This is a genomic window from Acidovorax sp. 93 (assembly GCF_003633835.1).
Taxonomy (GTDB): Bacteria; Pseudomonadota; Gammaproteobacteria; order Burkholderiales; family Burkholderiaceae_C; genus Acidovorax; species Acidovorax facilis.
The window spans coordinates 2533530-2559306 of the sequence record NZ_RBIT01000001.1 but is presented as its reverse complement, the minus strand read 5'-3'; the positions used below and the strand labels follow the sequence as shown (position 1 = coordinate 2559306).

The 25777-nt window shown below is 64.5% G+C and carries 23 protein-coding genes, 1 tRNA gene and 1 pseudogene; 16 read left to right on the top strand and 9 right to left on the bottom strand.

The window, feature by feature from the left end:
- Window positions 1–113: 113 nt before the first annotated feature.
- The 6 genes from C8C93_RS11680 to C8C93_RS11655 all read right to left on the bottom strand — a co-directional run bounded on the left by C8C93_RS11680 (window position 114) and on the right by C8C93_RS11655 (window position 5387).
- Complete coding sequence (locus C8C93_RS11680; RefSeq protein WP_121507004.1) at window positions 114–947, bottom strand: zinc-dependent peptidase; 834 nt, start codon at window positions 945–947, stop codon at window positions 114–116.
- Between the two features lie 36 nt (window positions 948–983).
- Window positions 984–1775, bottom strand: coding sequence for a UDP-2,3-diacylglucosamine diphosphatase (locus tag C8C93_RS11675; protein ID WP_121507003.1), 792 nt, complete (start codon window positions 1773–1775; stop codon window positions 984–986).
- Between the two features lie 27 nt (window positions 1776–1802).
- Window positions 1803–2309, bottom strand: coding sequence for a peptidylprolyl isomerase (locus C8C93_RS11670; protein ID WP_121507002.1), 507 nt, complete (start codon window positions 2307–2309; stop codon window positions 1803–1805).
- 30 nt (window positions 2310–2339) lie between these two features.
- The gene (locus C8C93_RS11665; RefSeq protein WP_121507001.1) at window positions 2340–2921 is read right to left on the bottom strand and encodes a peptidylprolyl isomerase; all 582 of its coding nucleotides are present in this window, start codon (window positions 2919–2921) and stop codon (window positions 2340–2342) included.
- A complete protein-coding gene (locus C8C93_RS11660) occupies window positions 2918–4204 on the bottom strand; it encodes a L,D-transpeptidase family protein (protein WP_121507000.1) in 1287 nt (428 codons plus the stop codon). Before C8C93_RS11660 ends, C8C93_RS11665 begins: the two co-directional genes overlap by 4 nt.
- A gap of 85 nt (window positions 4205–4289) precedes the next feature.
- A complete protein-coding gene (locus C8C93_RS11655; RefSeq protein WP_121506999.1) occupies window positions 4290–5387 on the bottom strand; it encodes a nuclear transport factor 2 family protein in 1098 nt (365 codons plus the stop codon).
- A gap of 215 nt (window positions 5388–5602) precedes the next feature.
- Between C8C93_RS11655 and cysS the strand changes: the two genes are divergently transcribed.
- The 7 genes and pseudogenes from cysS (at window position 5603) to C8C93_RS11620 (ending at window position 12747) form a co-directional block, all read left to right on the top strand.
- Window positions 5603–6985 (top strand): cysteine--tRNA ligase, encoded by a 1383-nt coding sequence (gene cysS, locus C8C93_RS11650; protein WP_121506998.1) that lies wholly within the window; start codon window positions 5603–5605, stop codon window positions 6983–6985.
- A gap of 47 nt (window positions 6986–7032) precedes the next feature.
- Window positions 7033–7707 carry a DNA-3-methyladenine glycosylase gene (locus C8C93_RS11645; protein WP_199727020.1) on the top strand — a complete coding sequence of 225 codons (675 nt, stop codon included), beginning with the start codon at window positions 7033–7035 and terminating at the stop codon, window positions 7705–7707.
- A 113-nt stretch (window positions 7708–7820) separates the two neighbouring features.
- On the top strand, window positions 7821–8798 hold the full coding sequence (locus tag C8C93_RS11640) for an acetyl-CoA carboxylase carboxyltransferase subunit alpha (protein WP_055400675.1): 978 nt from the start codon (window positions 7821–7823) through the stop codon (window positions 8796–8798).
- A 336-nt stretch (window positions 8799–9134) separates the two neighbouring features.
- Window positions 9135–10988 (top strand): methyl-accepting chemotaxis protein, encoded by a 1854-nt coding sequence (locus C8C93_RS11635; RefSeq protein WP_121506997.1) that lies wholly within the window; start codon window positions 9135–9137, stop codon window positions 10986–10988.
- Window positions 10989–11115: 127 nt separating this feature from the next.
- Window positions 11116–12081 (top strand): tRNA lysidine(34) synthetase TilS, encoded by a 966-nt coding sequence (gene tilS, locus C8C93_RS11630; RefSeq protein WP_121506996.1) that lies wholly within the window; start codon window positions 11116–11118, stop codon window positions 12079–12081.
- Window positions 12082–12116: 35 nt separating this feature from the next.
- Window positions 12117–12644, top strand: a pseudogene (locus C8C93_RS11625) (ACT domain-containing protein); the annotation flags it as partial.
- Window positions 12645–12654: 10 nt separating this feature from the next.
- Window positions 12655–12747 (top strand) — tRNA-Ser (locus C8C93_RS11620).
- Window positions 12748–12851: 104 nt separating this feature from the next.
- Here the strand turns inward: C8C93_RS11620 and C8C93_RS11615 are convergent.
- From C8C93_RS11615 to C8C93_RS11605, 3 genes are read right to left on the bottom strand one after another with little or no spacing between them, the layout of a single operon-like run.
- Window positions 12852–13283, bottom strand: coding sequence for an RNA-binding S4 domain-containing protein (locus C8C93_RS11615; protein ID WP_121506994.1), 432 nt, complete (start codon window positions 13281–13283; stop codon window positions 12852–12854).
- Entirely contained in the window at window positions 13280–14746 is a 1467-nt protein-coding gene (locus C8C93_RS11610; RefSeq protein WP_055400421.1) for a sensor histidine kinase, read from the bottom strand. Before C8C93_RS11610 ends, C8C93_RS11615 begins: the two co-directional genes overlap by 4 nt.
- Window positions 14743–15426: a response regulator transcription factor gene (locus tag C8C93_RS11605; RefSeq protein ID WP_055400466.1), complete on the bottom strand. Its 684-nt coding sequence runs from the start codon at window positions 15424–15426 to the stop codon at window positions 14743–14745. The genes C8C93_RS11610 and C8C93_RS11605 overlap by 4 nt, the downstream gene beginning before the upstream one ends.
- A 125-nt stretch (window positions 15427–15551) precedes the next feature.
- On the opposite strand from C8C93_RS11605, the gene C8C93_RS11600 reads away from it, so the two are divergent.
- From C8C93_RS11600 to C8C93_RS11560, 9 genes are all read left to right on the top strand, one after another.
- Entirely contained in the window at window positions 15552–16511 is a 960-nt protein-coding gene (locus tag C8C93_RS11600) for a tripartite tricarboxylate transporter substrate binding protein (RefSeq protein ID WP_055400423.1), read from the top strand.
- Window positions 16512–16603: 92 nt separating this feature from the next.
- A complete protein-coding gene (locus C8C93_RS11595; protein ID WP_055400468.1) occupies window positions 16604–17122 on the top strand; it encodes a tripartite tricarboxylate transporter TctB family protein in 519 nt (172 codons plus the stop codon).
- 12 nt (window positions 17123–17134) lie between these two features.
- On the top strand, window positions 17135–18640 hold the full coding sequence (locus tag C8C93_RS11590) for a tripartite tricarboxylate transporter permease (RefSeq protein ID WP_055400425.1): 1506 nt from the start codon (window positions 17135–17137) through the stop codon (window positions 18638–18640).
- A gap of 225 nt (window positions 18641–18865) precedes the next feature.
- Window positions 18866–19546, top strand: a complete 681-nt coding sequence (locus tag C8C93_RS11585) for a DUF2325 domain-containing protein (RefSeq protein ID WP_121506993.1) — start codon at window positions 18866–18868, stop codon at window positions 19544–19546.
- 129 nt (window positions 19547–19675) lie between these two features.
- The gene (locus C8C93_RS11580) at window positions 19676–21184 is read left to right on the top strand and encodes a sigma-54-dependent Fis family transcriptional regulator (protein WP_121506992.1); all 1509 of its coding nucleotides are present in this window, start codon (window positions 19676–19678) and stop codon (window positions 21182–21184) included.
- Between the two features lie 151 nt (window positions 21185–21335).
- Window positions 21336–22529, top strand: coding sequence for a substrate-binding domain-containing protein (locus C8C93_RS11575; protein WP_121419552.1), 1194 nt, complete (start codon window positions 21336–21338; stop codon window positions 22527–22529).
- Window positions 22530–22704: 175 nt separating this feature from the next.
- Window positions 22705–24180, top strand: a complete 1476-nt coding sequence (locus C8C93_RS11570; RefSeq protein ID WP_055400433.1) for a PHB depolymerase family esterase — start codon at window positions 22705–22707, stop codon at window positions 24178–24180.
- A gap of 64 nt (window positions 24181–24244) precedes the next feature.
- Complete coding sequence (locus tag C8C93_RS11565; RefSeq protein ID WP_121508761.1) at window positions 24245–25018, top strand: ABC transporter ATP-binding protein; 774 nt, start codon at window positions 24245–24247, stop codon at window positions 25016–25018.
- Window positions 25015–25758 (top strand): ABC transporter ATP-binding protein, encoded by a 744-nt coding sequence (locus C8C93_RS11560; protein ID WP_121506991.1) that lies wholly within the window; start codon window positions 25015–25017, stop codon window positions 25756–25758. The genes C8C93_RS11565 and C8C93_RS11560 overlap by 4 nt, the downstream gene beginning before the upstream one ends.
- The last annotated feature ends 19 nt before the right edge of the window (window positions 25759–25777 follow it).

Genomic DNA, 25777 nt, shown 5'->3' with positions numbered 1-25777 from the left:
ATTCGCAACAGATGCAGACGATGGGCATGCCAGAGTCACGGCGACGGTTGCCCTGATCTGCATTGCAAACGCCTGGCGTTGAGGCCGCCTCGCCTTGGTGGCTTCAATATTTTTCAGGACGAGCTGGGCCCCTCGGCAACGAAGAATGCATCCAGCACCGGCATCAGCGCCGGAAACTCTTGTGCAAAACGCTCGCGGTTGACAAAGTACGCCTCGCAGGCCACCGCAAAAAACTCGGACTGTGATGTGGCCCCGTAGGCGTCCAGCCAGGGGCGTTCTGCTCCGAAGCGCTCGGCCAGGATCACACGCTCGCGGAACTGCTCGTACGCTGGTTCCCAGGCGGCCCACCAGGCTTCGTAGGCGGCGCGTCCGGTGCGTATTCCCATGAAGCCTGCGGGCAAGGGCGGGCAGCCGTTGGGTTCGCCGCTCTTCATGTCGAGCTTGTGCACGAACTCGTGCACCACCACGTTGTGGCCGCGTGCTGTGTTCTCGGTGGCATTGGCCACGTGCTCCCAGCTGAGCATGATGGGGCCGCGCTCCATGGCCTCGCCCAGCAGCACCTGGGTGTGTTCATGCACCACGCCGGCCTCGTCCACCGTCTGGCGGCGTGCCACGGCTTCGCCAGGGTGCAGCACGATGCCCACAAAATCGTCGTACCAGTCGAGCGCCTTGGCCGGGTCGCCCCAATGCAGCAGGGGCAGGCAGGCCTGCGCCGCAATGTCGATGGCCATGGCGTCGGTCACCACCAGGCCGTGGGCGCCGTGGAACTCCTTGTGGTGCAGAAAGAGGGCGCTCAAGGCGCGCAGCTTGGACTGGTCGTGCAGCGAGAGCGCCGCCAGAAACGGATAACGCTGCAGGGTCTGGAGCCACAGCGTGGCCGAGATGTCGGGCACGGGGGCCACCGTGGCGCGGACGCGGCTCCAGAGCCGATGGAAAAGAGGGGGCATGGCGATCAGGCAGCGGGTGGTGAAACCCCGCGCAGTTCAGGATCGCGAGTACTTGGGGGTCAGGGACCGCCGTTCCAAGCCCGTTTGCGACAAACGCAGTGTTTCCGCGCGGGGCGGTCGTGCAGCGGCATCCCAGTCGCTGAGCACCACCCGCTGCAGGCCGGGCGCCAGCACATGGTCGGCGGGGCGGTGGGTGTGGCCGTGAATGAGCGTATGCGCCTGGGCCGCCTGGAGCCAGGTGATGGCGGCCGGGCCGTCTATGTCGGCATAGGTGACGCCCGACTGTTTGCGTGCCTCGCTCTCCTGGCGGATACCACGGGCCTGTGCGCGACGTGTGGCCAGGGGCTGCGCCAGAAACTGCTGCTGCCACTCGGCACTGCGGGCCTGCACGCGAAAGCGCTGGTACTCGACATCGTCCAGGCACAGCAGGTCGCCGTGGCTGAGCACGAAGCGCTGGCCGCCAAACACCAGCACCGTGGGGTCTGCCAGGCCAGTGATGCCACACTGCGCCAGGAACCCCGGGCCCGCCAGAAAGTCGCGGTTGCCGTGCATGAAGTACACGGGCAGGCGCTGCGCGGCGGCCCGCAGGGCGGCGCAGCCTTCGGCCTCGAAACTGCCAGGTTCGCCCATGGCGTCATCGCCCACCCATACCTCGAACAGGTCGCCCAGGATGAAGAGGGCATCGGCCGTGGTGGTGGCCAGGTAGTGCTCGAAAGCGGCCACTGTGGCGGGCTCGCTGGCCTGCAGGTGCAGGTCCGAAATGAAATCGACCGTGCGCCAGTGCGATGGAGCGACAAGCTCCTCGAACCGGGGCACGGTCGTGGTCACGGAGATCGCGGTCAGATCAGAGTGCGATCAAAGCGCAACAGCCTTTTCGATCACAACGTCTTCCTTCGGCACGTCGTCATGGAAACCCTTGCGGCCCGTCTTCACGGCCTTGATCTTGTCCACTACGTCGGTGCCCGACACGACCTTGCCGAACACGGCATAGCCCCAGCCCTGGGCCGAGGGTGCGGTGTGGTTCAGGAAGCCGTTGTCGGCCACGTTGATGAAGAACTGGGCGGTGGCCGAGTGCGGGTCGCTGGTGCGGGCCATGGCCACGGTGTAGTTGGCGTTCTTGAGGCCATTGTTGGCTTCGTTTTCGATGGGCGCGTCAGTGCCCTTCTGGGTCATGCCGGGCTCAAAGCCGCCGCCTTGCACCATGAAGCCAGGAATCACGCGGTGGAAGATGGTGTTGTTGTAATGGCCCTTGTTCACATAGGCCAGAAAGTTCTCGACCGACTTGGGGGCCTTGGCGGCATCGAGTTCGAGGGTGATGACACCGTAGCCGGTGATGTGCAGTTCGACCTGGGGGTTGCTCATGGCAATGCTTCCTTCAAAAAAATGGCGGGTTCACTTCACCAGGGTGGCGGAGTTGATGGTGACGGGAGTGGTGGGCACGTTCTGGTGCGGGCCCTTGTTGCCGGTGGCCACGGCCTTGATCTTGTCCACCACGGCCGTGCCTTCGACCACCTTGCCGAACACGGCATAGCCATGGCCGTCGGGGCTCGGGGCGTTGAGCATGGCGTTGTCCTTCACGTTGATGAAGAACTGCGATGTGGCCGAGTTGGGGTTGCCCGTGCGCGCCATTGCGATGGTGTAGGTGTCGTTCTTGAGGCCGTTGTTGGCTTCAAGGGGAATAGGGGCCTTGGTGGGCTTGGGAATCAGGTCGGCGGTGTAGCCACCGCCCTGGATCATGAAACCGTCGATCACGCGGTGGAACACGGTGCCGTCATAGGTCTTGTCCTTGACGTAGCCCAGGAAGTTTTCCACTGTCTTGGGCGCCTTGGCCGGGTCGAGTTGCACCACGATGTCGCCCATCGAGGTGGACAGCTTGACCTTGGGGGCGTCTTGCGCCTGTACGGATGCTACTGAAAGAATAGCTGTAAGCGCAATACCAGCAAGCGCCAGGGTCGAATTTCTTCTGGAAATCATCCAATCACTCCTTCGAAAAATATCTGCCATTGTTGGCCCCGCCGCGCCCAGTACTGGCGTTTGACGGGACCCGTGCGGGCGCCTTCGGCGACTTCGCCGAACGTTACCACCATGGTGTCGGCGGAGTCTGTCCAGCGCAGGTAAGACTTGTCCTTGAGGTGGAGTTCCCGGCCTTTCAGGGCGCGGGTCTCCGCCTGGAGCACCTGGGTCCATTCGTTGAGCGGTTTTTTGCGGTAACTCTGGAAGTCTGGCGCGTAAAAGCCCAGCAACCGGTTCATGTCGCCCTGGGTTTTGGCGTTGCGCCAGGCATTGAGCACCGCGTCAAAAGACTTGCGGTCCGCCTGCACGGCGTGGGGCGCTACCCACTGCAGTTGGCGCGCAATGACCACGGGGGTGGAACGGGGCTCCACCGTGCGCAGAATGCGTTCCAGGTCGGGATTGGCCAGCACCAGGCAGCCATCGGTGGCCAGGGGCGCGCGGGCAAACTGGTCGGGTGGCGTGCCATGCAGCCAGATGCCGCTGCCGGTCTTGCCCCGGCTCTGGTCCAGGGGGTTGGGGTAGTTGATGGGCAGCGCGCCTGCGCCGTAGAAGTCTTTGAGCGTGGCGGGGTCCAGGCGGCTGGTGATGAAGTACACACCAAGCGGTGTGCGCTGGTCGCCCTCCAGGCTTTTCTCGATACCCAGCTTGCCGACCGAGGCGTAGTAGTCGGCCACCAACTGCAGGCCCTTGGGCGTGTTCTCGAAAAGGTACAGGCGCGAGCGCGAAGCGTCCACTGCAATTGCATGGCGCGAGCGGGGCGAGAGTTCCAGGAACTGGGCGGGAATGCTGTGTGCGGGTGGGCGGCTGCGCTGGGCGTCCACGCGCTGGCGCGATTCGTTGCGCAGCTCTTCCAGGGTGGTGGCTACCTGCAGGCTGCGTGCTGTGTCGGGCTCTGGCACATCGCCCATGCGGCGGATGGGCCGCGTGCGCGACATCAGCAGGTCGCCCACGGCCAGTTGCGCCAGCTGGAAGTTGGGATAGTCACGTGCAAGGGTTTCGGCCTGGACCAGTGCCTCGCGGCTGCGGCCTTCTGCGATGAGCTTGTACACGGCCAGCAGGCGTGTTTCTGCCTGTCCGTCGCGCAGGTTGGGCGCCTTGGTGTCGGCAGGCTCTGTCGAAGGCTGGGTGGCGGCGCGGCGCACTTTTCCGCTCTGGGCGTGCGCCGGTGCTGCCTGCAGCAGTGCGGCGAGGAACAGGGTGCCTGCCGCAGCCCGGCGGCTTGGTGCGGACAACTCCACAAACATGCGCGGTTTCAGGTTCAGGCCTTGAGGGGCTCGGCAGCAGGCACAGCCCGCGCACGCTGCGCAGGCCCAGGGTCGGGGTTCACAGTCAACCGCCTGTGGATTCGCGGACGATGGTCCAGCGGCCGTTGTGGTTCACCAGGTCCAGCGTCTTGCGGCTCGTGACGTTGAGAGCATCAGCAGTGTAGGCCTGCCGAAAACGGGCGGTGGCCTTGTCGCCATTGACCGCAACGGTAACGTCGGACAGCTGCACGTTGATCTTGGACTTGCCCACGATGCGCGCCTCGCGCTCCTTTTCCCACGCTGAGCGCGTCTGGCGGCCGGGTGGATCGAACGATTTGTCGTAGGCGCCCAGATAGGCCTGCATGTCTTTGGCCGACCAGGCGGCCGCCCATGCCTGCACGGCCGAGGTCACGGCCTGAACGGCTGCGGCGTCGCTTGCTGCTGCCGGGGTGGCTGCGGGTGCTGGGGTGGGGGCTTGGGCGATAGCAGGCGCAGGAGCAGGAGCTGCACTGGGCGCAGATGCGGGTACGGGTGTGGCTGCCGGGGTCGGTGCAGGGGCGGGGGCCACTGCTGCGGGTGGCGCTGGCCGCTGCGTGGCCACCACGGCAGGGGCCGTTGCCGGGGCGGCGGCGGCGGGGCGGCCTGGCTTGCCGGCGGTTTCAGGCGCGAACAGCTCGCGGATCAGTGCCAGCTTGGGCTTGACGGAATTGGCGTTGGTGGCGTCCAGCTGCAGCGCCTTGTTGTAGGCCTGGCTGGCCAGCTTGGCGTAGATGTCGCCCAGATTTTCGTGGGCAGTGGCGTAGCTGGGGTTGGTGCGGATTGCCATCTCCAGCGCCGTGCGTGCCTTGTCGAGCTGGTTCTGGTTGGCGTAGAGCACCGCCAGGTTGTTGTAGGGCTCGGGCAGCTCTGGGTATTCTTCGGTCAGCTTGGTGAAGGTGGTGATGGCATCGGCAGGCTTGCCCGAATCTGCCTGTGCCACGCCACGCAGGAAGCGCAGCTGCGGGTCGCGTGGGTTGGCGGCCAGGCGCTGATCGGCCTTGGCGAGCGCGTCGGCGGGCTTGCCTGCTTTGATCAGCTGGGTGATTTCTGTGTAGTCGTCGGCCTGGGCCGCGCCAGTGCCCAGCAGCGCGGTCAGTGCCAGCAGGCGCAGGAGGCGTGGAAGTGTGCGGCGGACTTGCTTCATGGGGGCTTCAAAGGTGTGGGGCAGCGTCTGTCCCGGGCGGGGGCTTATACTGCGGCGGATTGTAGCTGAGGGGGTTGTCATGACGGAACGCTGTTGCCGCGGGTGATTTCGCTGTAGGCCCCTCGCTGGGCCAACCCTTCGCCAGGGGCCTTTGCCCCCAGCTGCCGGGTGGATTTTCATTCACCCACCACCCCATCCCCCGTTACTGAAATCCCATGAGTTTGCGCATCTACAACACGCTGTCGCGTGCATTGGAAGACTTTTCCCCGCTCGAACCTGGCCATGTGCGCATGTATGTGTGCGGCATGACCATCTATGACCTGTGCCACATCGGCCACGCCCGCATGATGATGGCCTTTGACGTGGTGCAGCGCTGGCTCAAAAGCAGTGGCTACCGCGTCACCTACGTGCGCAACATCACCGATATCGATGACAAGATCATCAAGCGCGCGCTGGAGCGCGGCATCACCATCCGTCAGCTGACCGACGAGATGATTGCCGCCATGCACCAGGACATCGGCCTGCTGGGCATCGAGCCGCCCTCGGCCGAGCCCCGCGCCACCGAATACGTGCCCCAGATGCTGTCGCTGATCGGCCAGCTTGAGGGCAAAGGCCTGGCCTACCGTGCCAGCAATGGCGATGTGAATTACTCCGTGCGCAAGTTCGACGGCTACGGCAAGCTCTCGGGCAAGTCGCTCGATGAACTGCGTGCGGGTGAACGTGTGGCCGTGCTCGATGGCAAGGAAGACCCGCTCGACTTTGTGCTGTGGAAGTGTGCCAAGGCCGAGGAACCACCCGAGGCCAAGTGGGAAAGCGCTTTTGGCGTTGGCCGCCCCGGCTGGCACATCGAATGCTCGGCCATGAGCTGCGCCACGCTGGGCGAAACCTTTGACATCCATGGCGGCGGGGCCGATTTGCAATTCCCGCACCACGAAAACGAAATCGCCCAGAGCGAAGGCGCCACGGGCAAGCCGCTGGCCAAGTTCTGGGTGCACAACGGTTTTGTGCGCGTGGACAACGAGAAGATGTCCAAGAGTCTGGGCAACTTCTTCACCATCCGCGACGTGCTCCAGCAGTACGACGCCGAGACGGTGCGGTTCTTCATCGTACGGGCTCACTACCGCAGCGCGCTGAACTACAGCGATGCCCATCTGGACGACGCGCGCCAGGCGCTCAAGCGCCTGTACACGGCGCTGAGCCTGGTGGCGCCCGCCGATGTGGCGGCCATCAACTGGGCCGACCCCTACGCCGCGCGTTTCAAGGCGGCCATGGACGAGGACTTTGGCACGCCCGAGGCCGTGGCCGTGCTGTTTGATCTGGCCGGTGAAGTCAACAAGACGCGATCGGCCGCGCTGGCGGGGCTGCTCAAGGCGCTGGGGGGATGCCTGGGCATTCTGCAAGGTGACCCCAAAGCCTTTCTGCAAGCGGGTGCCAGTGGCGTGGACGAGGCCGACATCCAGGCGCAGATCGCTGCCCGCGCCGCCGCCAAGGCTGCCAAGAACTTCGCCGAGGCCGACCGCATCCGCCAGGCGCTGCTTGCCCAGGGCATCGTGCTCAAGGATTCCGCCGCAGGCACGACCTGGGAAGCTGCGCAGTGAAGCTGGTTTTTATGTCAAATATGCCTCTGGCGCTGGTGGGGTAAGCGGTGGCAGCTCTTAAAAAGATAGCGAGCGATGCCGCAACGCCGCCGCTGGTGCTGGCCACGCCCGACTATTGGGCGGAGGCCTGCAAGCACCTGGTGAAGAAGGACCGGGTGATGAAGCGCCTGATCCCGCAGTTGGGCGATGCGGCGCTGCGTACGCGGGGTGATGCGTTCGTCACGCTGGCGCGCAGCATCGTGGGCCAGCAGGTGTCCGTCGCGGCGGCGCAGGCCGTGTGGGAGCGCTTCGTCGCGCTGCTGCCGCGCGGCATGAAGCCCGCCAGCGTGCTCAAGCTCAAGATCGACGACATGCGGGCCGCAGGCCTGTCGGCGCGCAAGGTGGACTACCTGGTGGACCTGGCCATCCACTTTGAACAAGGCAAGCTGCACGTGAAGGACTGGGCGGCGATGGACGACGAAGCCATCATTGCCGAGCTGGTGGCCATCCGGGGCATTGGCCGCTGGACGGCCGAGATGTTCCTGATCTTCTACCTGATGCGCCCCAACGTATTGCCCTTGGATGACCCAGGGTTGATCGCAGGAATCAGTCACAACTATTTCTCGGGCGATCCCGTCAGCCGCAGCGATGCGCGCGAGGTGGCCGAGGCCTGGAAGCCATGGTGCAGCGTGGCAACTTGGTATATTTGGCGATCGCTCGACCCCCTGCCGGTGGCTTATTGAAAACGGCTGACCCAGCCTGACGCGCTTTACAAAACTCGTTAACCGTCGGTTACAGTGCGTGCCATTCGTATTCGTGGCAGCCGCAACCGGCGCGATCCCCTAGGAGAAAAACGTTGGCGAAAAAGACCTTTCTGGATTTCGAGCAGCCCATCGCCGAACTCGAATCCAAAATTGAAGAACTGCGCTACGTGCAGACCGAGAGTGCCGTCGATATCTCGGAAGAAATCGACCAGCTGAGCAAGAAGAGCCAGCAGCTCACCAAAGACATCTACAGCGAACTGTCGCCCTGGCAGATCACCAAGATCGCCCGGCACCCCGAGCGCCCCTACACGCTCGACTACGTGCGCGACATCTTCACCGACTTCGTGGAACTGCACGGCGATCGCCATTACGCGGACGACCTGTCCATCGTGGGCGGCCTGGCGCGTTTCAACGGCCACGCCTGCATGGTGCTGGGCCACCAGAAGGGGCGCGACACCAAGGAGCGCGCCATGCGCAACTTCGGCATGAGCAAGCCCGAGGGCTATCGCAAGGCCCTGCGCCTCATGAAAACGGCCGAGAAGTTCAAGCTGCCCGTGTTCACCTTTGTGGACACGCCCGGCGCCTACCCCGGCATCGACGCCGAAGAACGCGGCCAGTCTGAAGCCATCGGCCGCAACATCTTCGAGATGGCGCAACTCGAAGTGCCCATCATTACCACCATCATTGGTGAAGGCGGCTCTGGCGGCGCATTGGCCATCAGCGTGGGTGACCAGGTCGTCATGCTGCAATACGCCATCTACTCCGTGATCAGCCCTGAGGGCTGCGCTTCCATCCTCTGGAAGACCAGCGACAAGGCACAGGAGGCTGCCGATGCCCTGGGCATCACCGCCCACCGCTTGAAGGCCCTGGGCCTGGTGGACAAGATCGTGAGCGAGCCCGTGGGCGGCGCCCACCGCGATCACAAGCAGATGGCGGCCTTCTTGAAGCGTGCCCTGGGCGATGCCTTCCGTCAGGTGGCCGACCTCAAGACCAAAGACCTGCTGGACCGCCGCTACGAGCGTCTGCAGAGCTATGGCCGCTTCAGCGACACCAAGGCCGATAGCCGCTGAGCGGTTGACTGCCCACCGCGCATTGCGCCCACGGCCCTTCGGGGCCGTTGTTGTTTTTGTGGTCAGAACCTAGGAGTGTGGGCAGCAGAAGGAGCACCGGCTGCAACGCGCGATAAACCGGTCTCGCGCGGTACTACCCCATGCGCCCAGGGGCCCACCCTGGGCTTGTCGGTAGCACCACGCGATCCTCGGTTTTCGCACGTTTCGCTTCGGTGCCTTCTGCCGCCCACACTCCTAGCGCTCTGCGGGCTAACCACCACTGGCGCACAGGCTGATACCGGATGTAACATGGCTCAATCCTCCCGTCCGTGCGGGTGGATCAAGAAGGGGTGCCCCATGTCGCTTCTGAAGACGCTCAAAGGCCAGATTCTGGTGTTGTCCGCCCTGTGTATGGTGGCCGCCCTGCTGGTACTGACCCTGGTCAACTACTTTTCGGCGCGCGGGCAGGCGCAGGTGTCGCTGGCGGAAGAGGGGCTGGCCACGGCCAAAAGCCACGCCGAGACCATTGAGGAATGGGCGCGGGGCAAGTCGGCGATCATTGCGGCGTCCGTCACCGCCTTTGAAGAGCCCGAGCCCGCCAAGCCGCTGGCCATGCTGCGGGACGCTGGCAAGTTCAGTACCGCCTATTTTGGCTATGCCGACAAAAAATACGTGTTCTCTGAAACACGCAATTTGCCGGCAGATTACGACCCCACTGCGCGGCCCTGGTACAAGCAGGCGGCGCAGGCGGGCACGTCGGTCGTCACGCCGCCCTACATTTCAGCGTCGGACCAGAAGCTCGTGGTGACGTTTGCCACTCCGGTGGGCGCAGGCGCAGCCCTCAAGGGGGTGGCGGCGGGCGATGTGTATATGGAGTCGGTGGTGGCCAATGTGGCCTCCATCCGGCCCACGCCCCAGAGCTTTGGGTTCCTGGTGTCAGCCGACGGCAAGATCATTGCCCACCGCGATCAGGCGCTCACCCTCAAGCCCATTTCGGAGCTTTCCAAAGACCTTGCGGTGGACAAATTGGTCGCAGCCGCCAAGGACAGTACCAGCCTGTTGCAAGCCGACATTGGAGGGCGCAACCGCCTGCTGAGTGTGGTTCCCATCGCTGGCACCTCGTGGATGCTGGTGGTGGCCCTGGATGAGAGCGAAGCGATGGCGCCCATCCGCTCCATGCTGGCCACATCCTTGATTTCCAGCGTGTTGGTGTTGCTGGTAGCCGTCGGGCTGCTGGGCGTGATCCTGACCCGGCGCCTGCGCCAGTTGACCCTGGTGCGCGACGCCATGCACGAGATCGGCACAGGCGACGGTGATCTGTCGCGCCGCATCGACGCACAGGGCGAAGACGAACTGGCGCAGATTGCCGCCAGCTTCAACAGCTTTGCGGGCAAGCTCTCGGGTGTGCTGGCGCAGATTCGTGATGCCAGCAGCTCGGTGCGCGTGGCGGCCGAAGAGATCGCCACGGGCAACCAGGACCTGAGCGGGCGCACCGAACTCACGGCCTCCAGCCTGGAGGAAACCTCCGCATCGATGCAGCAGCTGACCGAAACCGTGCGCCATAACGCGGATTCAGCCCGCCAGGCCAACCAGCTGGTGGCCCAGGCATCCAGCGTGGCGCAGCACGGTGGCCAGGTGGTGGGCAATGTGGTGACCACCATGGAGCAGATCAATGCCGCGTCGCGCAAGATCAACGACATCATCGGAGTCATTGACGGCATCGCCTTCCAGACCAACATCCTCGCATTGAATGCGGCGGTAGAGGCAGCGCGCGCTGGCGAGCAGGGCCGGGGCTTTGCGGTGGTGGCCAGCGAAGTGCGCAGCCTGGCTGGGCGCAGTGCGGAGGCGGCCAAGGAAATCAAGCAGCTCATCAGCGCGTCGGTGGAACAGGTGGAAAACGGCTCGCGCCTGGTGCACGACGCGGGCACCACGATGAAAGACATCGTGACCTCGGTGCAGCGCGTCACGGACATCATGGCCGAGATCACGGCCTCGACCAACGAGCAAAGCACCAGTATCAACGAGGTCGGGCAGGCGGTATCGCACCTGGACCAGATGACCCAGCAGAACGCCGCGCTGGTGGAGCAAAGCGCCGCCGCCGCCCAGAGCCTCAAGGACCAGTCGGTGCGGCTGTCGGAGGTGGTGGGCACGTTCCGCCTGTCCGCCGATGCCTCACGCGCCGGGCTGCGTTTGTCCGCGCCAGCCGGTTGATGGGATGAAGGGGGCAGACGAGGGGAAGGTGCCCGCGATAATCGGCGCCCATGCATTCCCGCTCTGTCCATCGCTTTTGTGTGCTTGATGCGCCACCACCGCTCCGTGGCGCGGGCCGGGTGCCGCAGTGACCCAGTCTTTCGACGCTGCCATGCAGGCCTTTGCCCCCGCACTGCCACTGGCTGTGGGTCTGAGTGGCGGGGCTGATTCCACGGCGCTGCTGCTGGCTTGTGCGCGCCGGTGGCCTGGGCAGGTGCAGGCCATCCATGTGCACCACGGCCTGCAGGAGGCGGCCGATGGGTTTGAGCGGCATTGCACCGCCTTGTGCCAGGGCCTTGGCGTGCCGCTGTGGGTGGAACGGTTGGATGCCCGCCATGCCCCGGGCCAGAGTCCCGAAGATGCCGCCCGACAGGCAAGATACAAGGCTTTTGAGGCTGTAGCGCTTGCCAGTCAATCGCAAATAGCTATCAAATCAATAGCAATTGCGCAACATGCGGATGACCAGGTTGAGACGCTGCTGCTGGCGTTGTCACGTGGTGCAGGCGTTGCCGGGCTGGCCGCCATGCCTGCCCGGTGGGAACGCGCTGGCGTGGTCTGGCACCGCCCGTTGCTGCCGGTGGCCGCCGGAGACATTCGCAGCTGGCTGCGAGCGCAGGAACAGGGCTGGGTGGAAGACCCCACCAACACCGACGAGCGCTACACCCGCAACCGCATCCGCGCGCAGCTACTGCCTGCGCTGGAGGCCGCCTTTCCGGCGTTTCGCGACACGTTCGCCCGCTCGGCCTCCAACGCCGCGCAGGCCGCTGAGCTGCTCGAAGAACTGGCGCAGCAGGACCTGGCGCGCGTCGGTGCACCGCCGCAGATCGCTGCACTGCAGGGCTTGAGCCGCTCGCGCCAGGCCAACGTGCTGCGCCACTGGTTGCGCCAGTTCCACCACACCACACCCGCGGCGGCGCAACTGGGCGAGCTGTTGGACCAGATTGCGGCCTGCACCACGCGCGGCCACCGCATCCACATCAAGGTGGGGCGTGGCTTTGTGGTGCGGACCGGGCCAGCCCTTGACTGGTGCGACCCCCAAGTTGGGGAGCTCTAGTTGCCCGAACATCGCAAGGCACCCTGTGAGGAAGACAAAAAATGGAACAAGCCGTCGTACCTGGCATCGTGGTCAACTGCGACGAGGCCAAGATCTCCGTGCTGGGCGTGCCCGGCAAGCGCGGCCTTGCCCGCGAGATCCTGGGCGCGGTGGCCAACGCCAACGTCGAAGTCGGCGTGATCATCCAGAACGTGAACAAGGACGGAAAAACCGACTTCAGCTTCACCGTGCACTGCAATGACTACGCCCGCACCATGGACCTGCTCCAGGAGAAGGTGGTACCCACACTGGCGGTGCAGGAACTGGTGGGGGACACCACCATCTGCGCGGTGAGCATCGCCGGTATCGGCATGCACAGCCCTGTGGGGATGGCCAGCAAGATGTTTAGTGCCCTGAGAGAAAAGGGCATCAACATCCAGATGATCTCCACGTCCGCAATCAAGACCTCGGTGGTGATCGACGAAAAGTACGCCGAGTTGGCCGTGCAAAGCCTGTGCAGAGCATTCGAGTGTGACCAGCAAGCCGTACCAGACTGCCTGAATCGGCTCAGAAATGGGGCATAATAGCGGGATTGGAAACGTGACCGAGTGGCCGAAGGTGCTCCCCTGCTAAGGGAGTATGGGGTGTAGAGCCTCATCGAGGGTTCGAATCCCTCCGTTTCCGCCAAGATAAAGCCCAAGTGATTCATTCACTTGGGCTTTTTTTTGTCAAGCATTCGTCTTGGCGCCTTGTCTGCCGCGCCTGGCGAATCCGCCTGACTCACGCTGCGCTCATTCGTCGATGGACGCGCTCCAGCGGCTGCCCCAATCGCCCCCCTTGTTGCTCACCCTGTCGATCTCGCGCCGATCCCGTTTGGTAGGGCGGCCTTCGTGCAGCGTGGCGGCGGGTTCGGGTGCCAGGCGGCGCAACTCCGCAGCCTTTTCGCGGGTGGCGATGCTATCGGGCGTTTCCTGGTACAGCTGTTGGGCGACAGGTGCCGGGCCGCGCGCTCCGCTCAGGCCCATCACCAGCACCGTACGGGCAACCGGCCCCTGGCGCAGCGCGACGGTATCGCCGCAGCGCAGGTCCCGCGCGGGTTTGGCCAGTTGGCCATTGACGGTGACGCGGCCTTTGCCGATTTCTTCGGTGGCCAGGCTGCGGGTTTTGTAAAAGCGCGCGCACCAGAGCCATTTGTCCAGCCGCATTGTCTCCAGGGTGTTCATGCCGGGGATTGTGCCGCGTGTGCGGGGTTGCCCATGTCAGCCGATGGCGCGGCCAGTGGCAGGCGCACCACGGCGTCCAGCCCTGTCAGTCTGCTGCCCACCATGCGGTTGGTTAAGGCGATGCTGCCACCGAGGGCTTGCACGATCTCATGGCAGATCGCCAGGCCCAGGCCGCTGCCCGCGCGCACGTCGCCGGCCGAAAAGGGCTGAAAGAGGCGTGTCGCCAGTTCGTCGTCGATGCCGGGGCCGTGGTCGCTGATGGTCAGCGCCACATGGTGGCTGTCGGTGCGCAGATCCACCGTGAGTTCACTGCCCTGTGGGGCGTGGCGCACGGCGTTGTGCAACAGGTTGCGGCTCAGCTCGCGCAGCATCCACTCATGAGCCTGCACCCGTGCGGGCTCGGTGTGTATGCCGAAATCCAGGTCGCGCTGGGCGATCAGTGGCGAGATTTCTAGCGCCACGGTACGCAGCATTTCGTCCAGCCGTGTGGTTGGTGGGGTGCTTTGCTGGCGCAGTTGCTCCACCTTGGCCAGTGCCAGCATCTGGTTGGCCAGCTGCGTTGCACGGTCCACGGTATCGCTGATTTCATGCAGGGCCTGCTGAGGCTCCACATCGCCCCGCAGCGCGGATTGCACCTGGGTCTTGAGCACTGCCAGCGGCGTGCGCAGTTGGTGCGAGGCATCCCGCACAAAGCGCTTCTGGTGACGCAGCAGGTGCCGCAGCCGCTGCATGACCTCGTTGGTGGCATCGATCAGCGGCTGCAGCTCGCGGGGGGTGGAGGGGGCTGCGATGGGGCTCAGGTCGCCCTCCCTGCGCCCTTGTAGCTGCAGGCTCAGCTGCCGCACAGGGTGGATGGCCCGCTGCACCACCAGCACCACGGTCAACGCGATCACGGCGACGAGCAGGGCCTGGCGCAGCAGGGTGTTGCGCAGAATCTGCAAGGCCAGGGTTTCGCGCACCTCCAGCGTTTCGGCCACCTGGATCACGGCCATGGTGCGGCCTTCCGAGCTGGCCACGGGCTGCAGCAGCACGGCCACGCGCACATCGCGCTCCCGAAAGCGGTCGTCATAGAAATCCACCAATGCCGCATACGGCGGGCGGGCCGGTATCTGGCCGCGCCATACCGGCAGTTCGGCAAATCCAGAAACCAGGTCGCCTTGCAAGGTGGACACACGGTAGAACATCTGGCTCTGGTTGTCCGCCTCAAAGGCTTCCAGCGCGGAGTAGGGCACCGTGGCGCGCAACTCTGCCGCTTCGTCGTAGCCCCGCACATCGAGTTGCTCGCTGATGCTTTTGGCCGATGCCAGCAGGGTGCGGTCGTAGGCCGTATTGAGCGAGGCCAGGGTCTGCTGGTAGAGGCTGTAGGTGTTGAACCCGATGAACAGCACCACGGGCAGCAGAATACCCAGCAGCAGGCGCCTGCGCAACGAAGGGTGGCGGCCCGAGTCTGTTGCAGCGCTCATGTGTCGGCCCGCAGCAGGTAGCCCAGCCCGCGCAGGGTCATCAGCGTGAGGCCTGTGCCTGCCAGCTTCTTGCGCAGGCGGTACACCACGACCTCGATGGCCTCGTACTGCACATCCAGCTGGCCGGGGAACACCAGTTCGTACAGCCGCTCCTTCGTTACGGCATGGCCGGGCTGGGCGAGCAGAGCGTGCATCAGCGCCAGTTCGCGCGGTGTCAGCTCCATCACTTCGCCATTCAGGTAGAGCGCGCCGCTGTCCTTGTCGTAACGGATGGCGCCGATCTGCACGGTGCTGGGCGCCAGCGGCGCCACGGTGGGATCTGCGCTGCGCCGCACCAGGGCGCGCAGGCGCGCCTCCAGCTCGTCCAGGTCAAAGGGTTTGGGCAGGTAGTCATCGGCACCCGCGTTCAGGCCCATCACGCGGTCGCCCACAGTGCCGCGTGCAGTGAGGATGAGCACGGGGGTGCGCAGCCCGCGCGAGCGCGCCTGCTGCAGCACCTGCAGGCCGTCGAGCCCGGGCAGGGTCAGGTCCAGGATCACCGCGTCGGGCTGCCGTGCGGCCCACTGGCTGAGCGCCGCGCGGCCGTCGCCCACGGCGGTGACTTCCATGCCACGGCGTGTCAGGGCGCGGTGCAGCGTGGCTTGCATGGTGGGGTCGTCTTCAACAAGAAGCAATTGCATGCGCGGCACCATAGCACCGTCTCATCGGGCCGGTCGCATGAGTGTTTTCCCTGAGTTCATGGACAGCCGTTTGACAGGCAGGGCGCGCATCATCGAGCGGTTCGCAAACCTTACAAGGAGACACCATGCGTCGCGATACCTTCCTCAAATCACTGGCTGCCATGGCCGCCGCAGGCGTGTTGCCTGTGTCGGCCCAGAGCGCTCCGGCCCTCAAGATGATGATTCCCGCCAACCCCGGCGGCGGCTGGGATTCCACCGGCCGTGCCTTGGGCAAGGCCATGCAGGATGCGGGCGCAGCGGCGTCGGTGTCCTATGACAACAAGGGTGGCGCCGCCGGTGCGATCGGTCTGGCCCAGTTCGTCAATGCCAGCAAAGGCGATCCCAACGCGATGATGGTGATGGGCGCCGTGATGCTGGGCGGCATCATCACCGGCAAGCCTCCGGTCGGCCTGGACAAGGTCACGCCCCTGGCGCGCCTGACCAGCGAATACAACGTGTTCGTGCTGCCCGCCAACTCGCCTTTCAAGACCATGAAGGATGTGGTGGACCAACTCAAGAAGGACCCCGGCAGCGTGAAGTGGGGCGGTGGTTCGCGCGGCTCTACCGAGCACATTGCGGCGGCCATGATTGCGCGCGAAGTGGGCGTGGACCCTGCCAAGATCAACTACGTGGCATTCCGTGGGGGTGGTGAAGCCACCGCCGCCATCCTGGGCGGCAACGTCACCGTGGGCGGAAGCGGCTACAGCGAGTTTGCCGAGTACATCTCTGCGGGCAAGATGCGTGCGGTGGGCGTCACCTCGGGCTCGCGCCTGAAGGGCGTGAACGTGGCCACGCTCAAGGAGCAGGGCATCAACGTGGAAATCGGCAACTGGCGCGGCGTGTATGGCGCGCCCGGCATCACGGCCGAGCAGCGCAAGGCACTGATCGACGCCCTGTCCAAGACCTTCAAGCACAAGGCCTGGCAGGATGCCATGGAGAAGAACGGCTGGACCCCTGCATGGATGGCGGGTGACGAGTTTGCCAACTTTGTGGACGCCGAGTTCGCCAGCATGCGCGCCACGATGGCCAAGTCTGGAATGATCTGATCTGAGACAAGCAAGCAGGTCAAGGCGCTGGCTGCGCGCCCCTGACAGGGGTGTGCGGCCATGCCGCCGGCCGCTCGGTGCGAAAGAAAAACATGACACAACAACATTCATCGCGCTCCAAGCCTTTGCAGACCTTGATCGGTGCGGGGCTGGTGGTGCTGGCGCTGTGCCTGGCCTGGGGGGCCAGTTCGGTCAGCTCTGAGGCTGGCTATGGCGGTGTAGGCCCCAATTTCTTTCCCTGGGTGGTCAGCATTGCCATCCTGATTTGTGGTGTGCTTTGCGTGGTGCACGCGCTGACGGGCGGGTTTCGCGACCTGGAAGAAGGTTCCGGCGACACGCACGCCCACTGGAAAGGCTTCATCTGGGTGTCGGCCGGGCTGCTGCTCAATGCCTTGCTCATCACCACGCTGGGCTTCATCCTGAGTTGCGCACTGTGCTTTGTGCTGTCGGTGCGGGGCTTCAGGAGTTCGGAAGGCGAGTTGGACCTGCGCCTGCAGGCCTGGATCAAAGACTCCGCCATCGGCGTGGCCGTGTCTGCGCCTGTGTTCTGGATGTTTACGCAATTGCTGGCCATCAACCTGCCCGGCCTGACCAATACGGGGTGGCTGTAAAGCCTGCATGTTATGGATACCTTAAACCTTTTGATGCAGGGTTTTGCGACCGCTGCAACACCCATCAACCTGATGTGGGCCTTTGTGGGCTGCATCATCGGCACCGCCGTGGGCGTGTTGCCCGGCATTGGCCCGGCCGTGGCGGTGGCCATGCTGCTGCCCATCACCGTCAAGGTCGAGGCCACGGCCTCCATGATCTTCTTTGCGGGCATCTACTACGGCGCCATGTACGGTGGCTCCACCACGTCCATTTTGCTCAATACGCCCGGTGAGGCCGGGTCCATGGTCACGGCCATGGAGGGCAACAAGATGGCCAAAAGCGGCCGCGCTGGCGCGGCGCTGGCCACCGCAGCCATTGGCTCGTTTGTGGCGGGCACCATTGCCACCATCCTGGTCACGTTCTTTGCGCCCCTGGTCGCCGAATACGCTGTGCGCCTCGGTCCGCCCGAATACTTCATGCTGATGGTGCTGGCCTTCACCACCGTGAGCGCGGTGCTGGGCAAGAGCACGCTGCGTGGCATGGTCGCGCTGTTCGTTGGCCTGGCCATGGGCCTCATTGGTATCGACCAGCTCACCGGGCAAGCCCGCTACACCGGCGGTGTGCCAGAGCTGATGGACGGCATCGAGGTCGTGCTGATCGCCGTGGGCCTGTTTGCCGTGGGTGAAGCCCTGTACAACGTGATGTACGAAGGCCGCACCGACGAAACGCAGAACCGCCTGACCAGCACGCACATGACCAAGGAAGAGTGGAAGCGCTCCTGGCCTGCGTGGATTCGCGCCACGTTCATCGGTTTTCCGTTTGGCACTGTGCCCGCTGGCGGTAGCGAGATCCCGACCTTCCTGAGCTATGCCGCTGAAAAGAAGCTGAGCAAGAACCCCGAAGAGTTCGGCACCACCGGCGCCATCGAAGGTGTGGCCGGCCCCGAAGCCGCCAACAACGCGGCCATCACAGCCACGCTAATCCCGCTGCTCACGCTGGGCATTCCCACATCGAATACCACGGCCATCCTGCTTGGCGCGTTCCAGAACTACGGCATCCAGCCCGGCCCCCAGTTGTTTGACACCAACGGTGCGCTGGTGTGGGCGCTGATCGCGTCGATGTACATCGGCAACGTGATGCTGCTCATCCTGAACCTGCCTTTGGTGGGCCTGTGGGTCAAGCTGCTGAACATTCCCAAGTCGTACCTGTACGCGGGCATTCTGGTGTTCTCCACGCTCGGTGTGTATGGCATGCGCCAAAGCGCGTTCGACCTGGTGCTGCTGTACGCCATTGGCCTGCTGGGCGTGGTGATGCGCCGCTTTGACTTCCCGGCTGCGCCGGTGGTGGTGGGCATGATCCTGGGTCCCTTGGCGGAAGCCCAGATGCGCAATGCCGTGGCCATTGGCGAAGGCAAGTGGAGCATCTTCGTGGAGCGTCCAGGCTCGCTGACCCTGATCGTCATCGTGCTGGCCGTGCTGATCGTGCCGCGCCTGCTGCGGCGCTGGGCGGCGCGCAAGCTGGCATTGGTGCAGACCTGACCGGCGCGCAGCGCGCGCCCTTCACCCAAAAAAAACCGCGCTGCAATGGCGCGGTTTTTTGTTTCTTGGGGCACCCGTTGGCACGAATGTTTTTTCAGCATCTGCGCAAGCCAGACACCGGGGGCTGGACGCCCCCGGTGCCCTCCCCACCAAGGTGACTTGCGTGCTCACAAGCCGTGGATCGTACCATAAAATGCGAATGGTTCTTATTTGCAAAGGTGGCGCATGCATTCACTTCCGCAAGAGTTTCTGGCACTTTGCCGCCAATTGGGCGATGTGCAAAAGCGCTGCAGTGCCACGGTGGCAGCCCAGGCGGCACAGATCGATGCCCTCCAGGCCCAGGTGCTGCGGCTGCGTGCCGAGGTGATCGTGCGGGACACGCGCCTGGCCATGGCGCAGGATGCGCTGGCGCAGTGGAAAGCGGCCCACCCCAGCCTGCCGCGCCGCAAGGCGATGGCCCGCCACATCAGCATGCTGGCCGAGCGCATTGCCAGTCTGTCGCGCGAATGCCTGCGCTGGCGGCTGGCGGCCGAGGCGCCCGCCCAGCCCGTGCAGCCCGAAGGTAGTCTGGGCGTGGCAGGCCATCCTTCTGCGGCCAAGGGCAAAGGCTGCGCCGAGCCCGATGCCGCGCCGGACGGCACCCTGGACGCCAATCTGGCCGCTGCCGACCTGGTGATCTGCCAGACGGGCTGCATCAGCCATGACGAGTACTGGCGCGTGCAGGACCACTGCCGCCGCACGGGCAAGCCCTGCATCCTGGTGGACCAACCCCTGGCCGTGCGCGAGGCTGAGGCGCTGGCCGCCGTTCAGCCCATGGTGGTTCTGCGCATGACGCGCGCGCAGAGCCCGGTGGGCAATGCACAGGCGACCGACGGGTATGTGGTTCTGGATAAAAATAGCCTCTAGCGCTTGATGATATTGTGCTCATAGCTATAAAAATAGTAGCATCTGGATTTGCAGGTAAATGCGCGGCAGCTGCGCGGTGACAGCGGCGTGACTGTTCTTCGGCCCACCCCGCCGCGCTACCATCCGCAGATGCCTTTGCTCACCGATGACGCCCCCGCACTGCCGCTGGATGCCCAGGGCATCCTGGAACTGGCGGCACGCTCCATGTTTCAGCTGTTCTCCAGCGTCAGCCAGGGCATGTTCCTGGTGGACCGCAGCGGGCGCATCGTGTGGGTGAACGAGGGCTACCAGCGTTTTCTGCCCGACCTTGGGTTCTCTTCGGTGGACCAGTTTGTCGGCCGCACGGTGGAAGAGGTGATCCCCAACACCCAGATGCGCCGCGTGCTGGAGACCGGCCAGCCCGTGCTGATTGACCTGCTCACCAACAAGGCTGGCACCTTCGTGGTCAGCCGCATCCCGCTGCGCGACGATGCGGACCGCGTGATCGGCGCCATCGGCATCGTGCTGTTCGACCACCCCGAGACCACGCTGCAGCCGCTGATCAGCAAGTTTGCCCTGCTGCAGCGCGACCTGGACGATGCCCGGCGCGAGCTGGCCAGCCAGCGGCGGCGCAGCCTGACGGTGGCGGGTGACGGCGAGCGGCGGTCCAAATACACCTTTGCCAGCTTCATCGGGTCGAGCCCCGCTGCGGCCGAGGTCAAGCGCCAGGCACGCCGTGCAGCGCAGTCCACCAGCCCGGTGCTGCTGCTGGGCGAGACAGGCACCGGCAAAGAGCTGCTGGCCCACGCCATCCACGCTGCATCCAGCCGTGCAAGCGGCCCGTTTGTCAGCGTCAACATCGCTGCCGTGCCCGACACGCTGCTGGAGGCCGAGTTCTTTGGCGTGGCGCCCGGCGCCTACACCGGCGCGTCGGCCAAGGGGCGCGATGGCAAGTTCAAGCTGGCCGATGGCGGCACGCTGTTCCTCGACGAAATCGGCGATATGCCCCAAAGCCTGCAGGCCAAGCTGCTGCGCGCGCTGCAGGAAGGGGAGATCGAGCCGCTGGGCAGCAACAAGCTCGTGCCCTTCAACGTACGCATCCTGGCCGCCACCTCGCGCGATCTGGCTGGCCTGGTGCGTGAAGGCAGGTTCCGCGAAGACCTGTTTTACCGCCTGCACGTGCTGCCGGTGCGCGTGCCACCACTGCGTGCGCGGCGCAGTGACATTCCGGCACTGGTCGAGGCTCTGGGCGATGACCTGGCGCTGCGCAACGGCACGCCACCGCCCGAGCTGCTGCCCGAGGCCATGGCCTTGCTCGCTGGCCAGCCCTGGCGCGGCAACATCCGCGAGCTGCGCAACGTGCTGGAGCAGGCCGTGATGCGCAGCGAGGGCCAGTCCATCGACGCGGCGCAGCTCGAACGCATCCTGCGCGAAGCGGGCGTGGAGCCCGCCGCGCCGGTGCAGGACACCACCGCCGTGGTGGTCGAGGCCGAGGACGAGTCGCGCTACCTGCGGCCCCTGGCCGAGCAGGTGGCCGAACTGGAGCAGCGGGCCATCCATGCCGCCATGAAGGCCCATGGTGGCAACAAGCTGGCCACGGCGCGGCAGCTCGGTATCTCACGCGCCACGCTCTATGGACGCCTGGAAAACCCTGAATAAATTTCAGGCAATTGTCTGAAATTTAGACATTTATTGTGTATTGAATTCAGGCATTGCCTCCAGTGTGTGAGGAAAAGCTTCTTTGAAATCAAGCACTTGGCTGTTGGCACAGACTGTGCAATAAAGAAGCATCACAACAGGAGACATCGCCATGCACCGTCGCACTCTGGTCGCCCTCGCTTCCGCAGCCGTTACCGCCGCCACACTTTCCGCCCCCGCATTCGCACAGACCGGCGAAATCCGCATTGCCCACGTGTACAGCAAGACCGGCCCTCTGGAGGCCTATGGCAAGCAGACCCAGACTGGCCTGATGATGGGACTGAACTACGCCACCGGCGGCAGCATGACGGTCAATGGCAAGAAGCTGGTGGTGATCGAGAAAGACGACCAGGGCAAGCCCGACCTGGGCAAGAGCCTGCTGGCCACCGCGTACTCTGACGACAAGGCCGACATCGCCGTCGGCCCCACCGCATCGGGCGTGGCCCTGGCCATGCTGCCGGTGGCCGAGGAATACAAAAAGATCCTGCTGGTCGAGCCCGCCGTGGCCGACTCGATCACCGGCGACAAGTGGAACAAGTACATCTTCCGCACGGGCCGCAACAGCAGCCAGGATGCCATCTCCAACGCCGTGGCGGTGGACAAGGAAGGCGTGACCATTGCCACCCTCGCGCAAGACAACGCGTTTGGCCGCGATGGCGTGAAAGCCTTCAAGGACTCGGTCAAGAAGGCCAAGCTTGCCCACGAGGAATACCTGCCCGCTGCCACCACCGACTTCACCGCCGGTGCCCAGCGCCTGATCGACAAGCTCAAGGACCAGCCCGGCCGCAAGATCATCTGGGTGGTCTGGGCCGGTGCAGGCAACCCCTTCAAGATCGCCGACATGGACTTGAAGCGCTATGGCATCGAGATCTCCACGGGCGGCAACATCCTGCCCGCCATGGCCGCGTACAAGAACTTCCCCGGCATGGAAGGCGCTACGTACTACTACTTCGGCATCCCCAAGAACCCCGTGAACGAAGCCCTGGTGGCTGCGCATTACAAGGAGTTCAAGACTCCGCCAGACTTCTTCACCGCCGGTGGTTTCAGCTCGGCCATGGCGCTGGTCACGGCGCTCAAGGCCACGGGTGGCGACACCAACACCAACAAGCTCATCAAGACCATGGAGGGCATGAGCTTTGACACCCCCAAGGGCAAGATGACTTTCCGCAAGGAAGACCACCAGGCCATGCAGAGCATGTACCACTTCAAGATCAAGGTGGACCCGGCCTTTGCCTGGGGCGTGCCCGAACTGGTGCGCGAGATCAAGCCTGAAGAAATGAACGTGCCGATTCGCAACAAGCGATAAGCCGGTCTTTTCGATGCGTTAGCGAGGCCCGTCGGACAGGATCACCGTCCTGCTCCTTCGGGGTTCATCCCGCAGGGGCGGCCGCCCCTCTTTTTCCAGTGAATTGATGCATGAACCCCCGGATTACACGGGGGCTGGGTCAGACTTTCTCAAAATTATTTGGAGACAAGACAACATGGCTTTCAATTTCATCCGGGCGGCAGCAGCAGGGGCAGCCTTGGCACTGTGCGCCTCGGGCGGCGCGTACGCAGCGGTCAACCTCCCCGCCCTCAAGATCGACAAGACGCAGACCACCGTTTCCGGCCTGTCCTCGGGCGGCTTCATGGCCGTGCAGCTGCATGTGGCGTACTCGGCCACGTTTGCCAAAGGCGTGGGGGTGGTGGCGGGCGGCCCGTTCTATTGCGCTGAGGGCTCAGTCGTCAATGCCACGGGGCGCTGCATGGCCAGCCCCACGGGTATTCCCACCAGCACGCTGGTGAACACCACCAACACCTGGGCCGGCCAGGGCGTGATCGACCCCGTGGCCAACCTGCAGAACTCCAAGGTCTACCTGTTCTCGGGCACGCTCGACAGCGTGGTCAAGACGGGGGTGATGGATGCACTGCGCACCTACTACAACAGCTTCGTGCCAGCGGCCAACGTGGTCTACAAGAAGGACATCGCATCCGAGCACGCGATGGTGACGGACGACTATGGCAACGGCTGCTCCACCAAGGGTGCTCCCTACATCAGCGACTGCAACTTCGACCTGGCAGGCGCCATGCTGCAGCACCTGTACGGCACGCTGAACGCACGCAACAACGCCACGCTGCCCAGCGGCAATTTCATCGAGTTCAACCAGAGCGAATTCATCTCCAACCACGGCATGGCCACCACGGGCTGGGCCTATGTGCCCCAGGCCTGCCAGGCGGGCGGCACGGCCACCTGCAAGCTGCATGTGGTGCTGCATGGCTGCAAGCAGAACGTGAACGACGTGCAGCAGCAGTACGTGCGCAACACGGGCTACAACCGCTGGGCCGACAGTAACAACATCGTGATGCTGTACCCGCAGACCAGCCTGGCCGCCACCAACAGCTGCTGGGACTGGTGGGGCTATGACAGCGCCAACTATTCCAAGAAGTCCGGCCCGCAGATGGCTGCTATCAAGGCCATGGTGGACCGCGTGGGAAGCGGTGGAACCACCAACCCACCGGTGGACCTGCCAGCCCCCACGGGCGTGAGCACCTCGGGCGCCACGGCCAGCAGCATGGCGATTGGCTGGAACGCCGTGAGCGGAGCGGCCAGCTACAACGTGTACCGCAATGGCAACAAGACCAATGCGCTGCCCGTGACTGCCACGAACTTCACCGACACCGGCCTGGCCGCATCCACCACCTACAGCTGGACGGTGCGTGCCGCTGATGGCAACGGCGCCGAGGGCGCCGTGTCCGCCGCTGCATCCGGCACCACGCTGGCCGCATCGGGCGGCGGCACGGGCACCTGCACCACGGCCAGCAACTACGCCCACACCATGGCGGGCCGTGCCTACGTGTATGGCGGCTACACCTTCGCGCTGGGTTCCAACCAGAGCATGGGGCTGTGGAACATCTTTGTGAACAACACGCTGAAACAGACCAGCCCCAACTACTACGTCATCGGAACTTGCCCTTGACGTGAAAAAGGGGGCGGCCGCCCCCTCGACCAACGATGACTACCGTGAAAGTGAACCACCACCCATGAGCACCTTGGCCACCAAGGACTTGACCATCCGCTTTGGCGGCCACGTGGCGGTCAATGCCGTGACCTGCTCTTTCGAGCCCGGCACGCTGACCGCCATCGTGGGCCCCAATGGCGCGGGCAAGACCACGTACTTCAACCTCATCTCGGGGCAACTCAAGGCCACCAGCGGCAGCGTCACGCTGGGCGGGCAGGACCTGACCGGGCAGTCCGTCTCGGCACGCACGCATGCGGGCCTGGGCCGGGCGTTCCAGCTCACCAACCTGTTCCCCAACCTCAGCGTGCTGGAGAACGTGCGCCTGGCCGTGCAGGCCACGCAAGAGGGCAAGCACCGCCAGGGCCTGAACCTGTGGAGCATCTGGAGCGACCACCGTGCGCTGACCGAGCGTGCTGAATCCATCCTGCAGACGGTGGCCATGTACGAGCGTCGCGACACGCCCGTGGCCAGCCTGCCGCATGGCGACCAGCGCAAGCTCGAAGTGGCGCTGCTCATGGCGCTGGAGCCGCAGGTCTACATGTTCGACGAGCCCACGGCCGGCATGAGCCACGACGAGGCGCCCGTGATCCTGAACCTGATCCGCGCGCTGAAGAAGGACAAGACCAAGATCATCCTGCTGGTAGAGCACAAGATGGACGTGGTGCGCGAGCTGGCCGACCGCATCATCGTGCTGACCAACGGCACGCTGGTGGCCGACGGCCCACCGGCCGAGGTGATCGCATCGCCCGTGGTGCAGGAAGCCTACCTCGGTGTGACGAAGGAGGCCGCCGTATGACCACCACCAGCAACAACACGGGCAACCTGCTCGAACTCCAGGGCGTGCACACGCACATCGGCGCGTACCACATCCTGCACGGCGTGGATCTGGCCGTGCCCAAGGGCCAGCTCACCATGCTGCTGGGCCGCAACGGCGCGGGCAAGACGACCACGCTGCGCACCATCATGGGCCTGTGGCATGCGTCCAAAGGCTCGGTCCACTTTGCAGGCAAAGACATCACGGCGCTGAACACCCCGCAGATCGCGGGCATGAACATCGCCTACGTGCCCGAGAACATGGGCATCTTTGCCGACCTCACGGTGAAGGAAAACATGCTGCTGGCCGCCCGCAGCGCGCGCAATGCCGCGCAGATGGACGAGGCGCGGCTGCAGTGGATCTTCAAGCTCTTCCCCGCCGTGGAGAAGTTCTGGAACCACCCGGCCGGCAAGCTCAGCGGCGGGCAAAAGCAGATGGTGGCCGTGAGCCGCGCCATCGTCGAGCCGCGCGACCTGCTCATCGTGGATGAGCCCAGCAAAGGCCTGGCGCCCGCCATCATCAACAACATGATCGAGGCGTTCGACCAGCTCAAAAAGAGCGGCGTGACCATCTTGCTGGTCGAGCAGAACATCAACTTTGCCAAGCGGCTCGGCGACACCGTGGCCGTGATGGACAACGGCCAGGTGGTGCATGCAGGCAGCATGGCTGCGCTGGCCGAAGACGAAGCACTGCAGCGCTCGCTGCTGGGGTTGGCACTATGAGTTTTGCACCATATTTCAA

What these genes read in the sequence shown, in the direction of transcription:
- C8C93_RS11680 (WP_121507004.1), bottom strand. Translation starts at nt 947, where the DNA reads ATGCCCCCTCTTTTCCATCGGCTCTGGAGCCGCGTCCGCGCCACGGTG.
- C8C93_RS11670 (WP_121507002.1), bottom strand. Translation starts at nt 2,309, where the DNA reads ATGAGCAACCCCCAGGTCGAACTGCACATCACCGGCTACGGTGTCATC.
- C8C93_RS11665 (WP_121507001.1), bottom strand. Translation starts at nt 2,921, where the DNA reads ATGATTTCCAGAAGAAATTCGACCCTGGCGCTTGCTGGTATTGCGCTT.
- C8C93_RS11660 (WP_121507000.1), bottom strand. Translation starts at nt 4,204, where the DNA reads ATGTTTGTGGAGTTGTCCGCACCAAGCCGCCGGGCTGCGGCAGGCACC.
- C8C93_RS11655 (WP_121506999.1), bottom strand. Translation starts at nt 5,387, where the DNA reads ATGAAGCAAGTCCGCCGCACACTTCCACGCCTCCTGCGCCTGCTGGCA.
- cysS (WP_121506998.1), top strand. Translation starts at nt 5,603, where the DNA reads ATGAGTTTGCGCATCTACAACACGCTGTCGCGTGCATTGGAAGACTTT.
- C8C93_RS11635 (WP_121506997.1), top strand. Translation starts at nt 9,135, where the DNA reads ATGTCGCTTCTGAAGACGCTCAAAGGCCAGATTCTGGTGTTGTCCGCC.
- C8C93_RS11615 (WP_121506994.1), bottom strand. Translation starts at nt 13,283, where the DNA reads ATGAACACCCTGGAGACAATGCGGCTGGACAAATGGCTCTGGTGCGCG.
- C8C93_RS11610 (WP_055400421.1), bottom strand. Translation starts at nt 14,746, where the DNA reads ATGAGCGCTGCAACAGACTCGGGCCGCCACCCTTCGTTGCGCAGGCGC.
- C8C93_RS11605 (WP_055400466.1), bottom strand. Translation starts at nt 15,426, where the DNA reads ATGCAATTGCTTCTTGTTGAAGACGACCCCACCATGCAAGCCACGCTG.
- C8C93_RS11600 (WP_055400423.1), top strand. Translation starts at nt 15,552, where the DNA reads ATGCGTCGCGATACCTTCCTCAAATCACTGGCTGCCATGGCCGCCGCA.
- C8C93_RS11595 (WP_055400468.1), top strand. Translation starts at nt 16,604, where the DNA reads ATGACACAACAACATTCATCGCGCTCCAAGCCTTTGCAGACCTTGATC.
- C8C93_RS11590 (WP_055400425.1), top strand. Translation starts at nt 17,135, where the DNA reads ATGGATACCTTAAACCTTTTGATGCAGGGTTTTGCGACCGCTGCAACA.
- C8C93_RS11585 (WP_121506993.1), top strand. Translation starts at nt 18,866, where the DNA reads ATGCATTCACTTCCGCAAGAGTTTCTGGCACTTTGCCGCCAATTGGGC.
- C8C93_RS11580 (WP_121506992.1), top strand. Translation starts at nt 19,676, where the DNA reads ATGCCTTTGCTCACCGATGACGCCCCCGCACTGCCGCTGGATGCCCAG.
- C8C93_RS11575 (WP_121419552.1), top strand. Translation starts at nt 21,336, where the DNA reads ATGCACCGTCGCACTCTGGTCGCCCTCGCTTCCGCAGCCGTTACCGCC.
- C8C93_RS11570 (WP_055400433.1), top strand. Translation starts at nt 22,705, where the DNA reads ATGGCTTTCAATTTCATCCGGGCGGCAGCAGCAGGGGCAGCCTTGGCA.
- C8C93_RS11565 (WP_121508761.1), top strand. Translation starts at nt 24,245, where the DNA reads ATGAGCACCTTGGCCACCAAGGACTTGACCATCCGCTTTGGCGGCCAC.
- C8C93_RS11560 (WP_121506991.1), top strand. Translation starts at nt 25,015, where the DNA reads ATGACCACCACCAGCAACAACACGGGCAACCTGCTCGAACTCCAGGGC.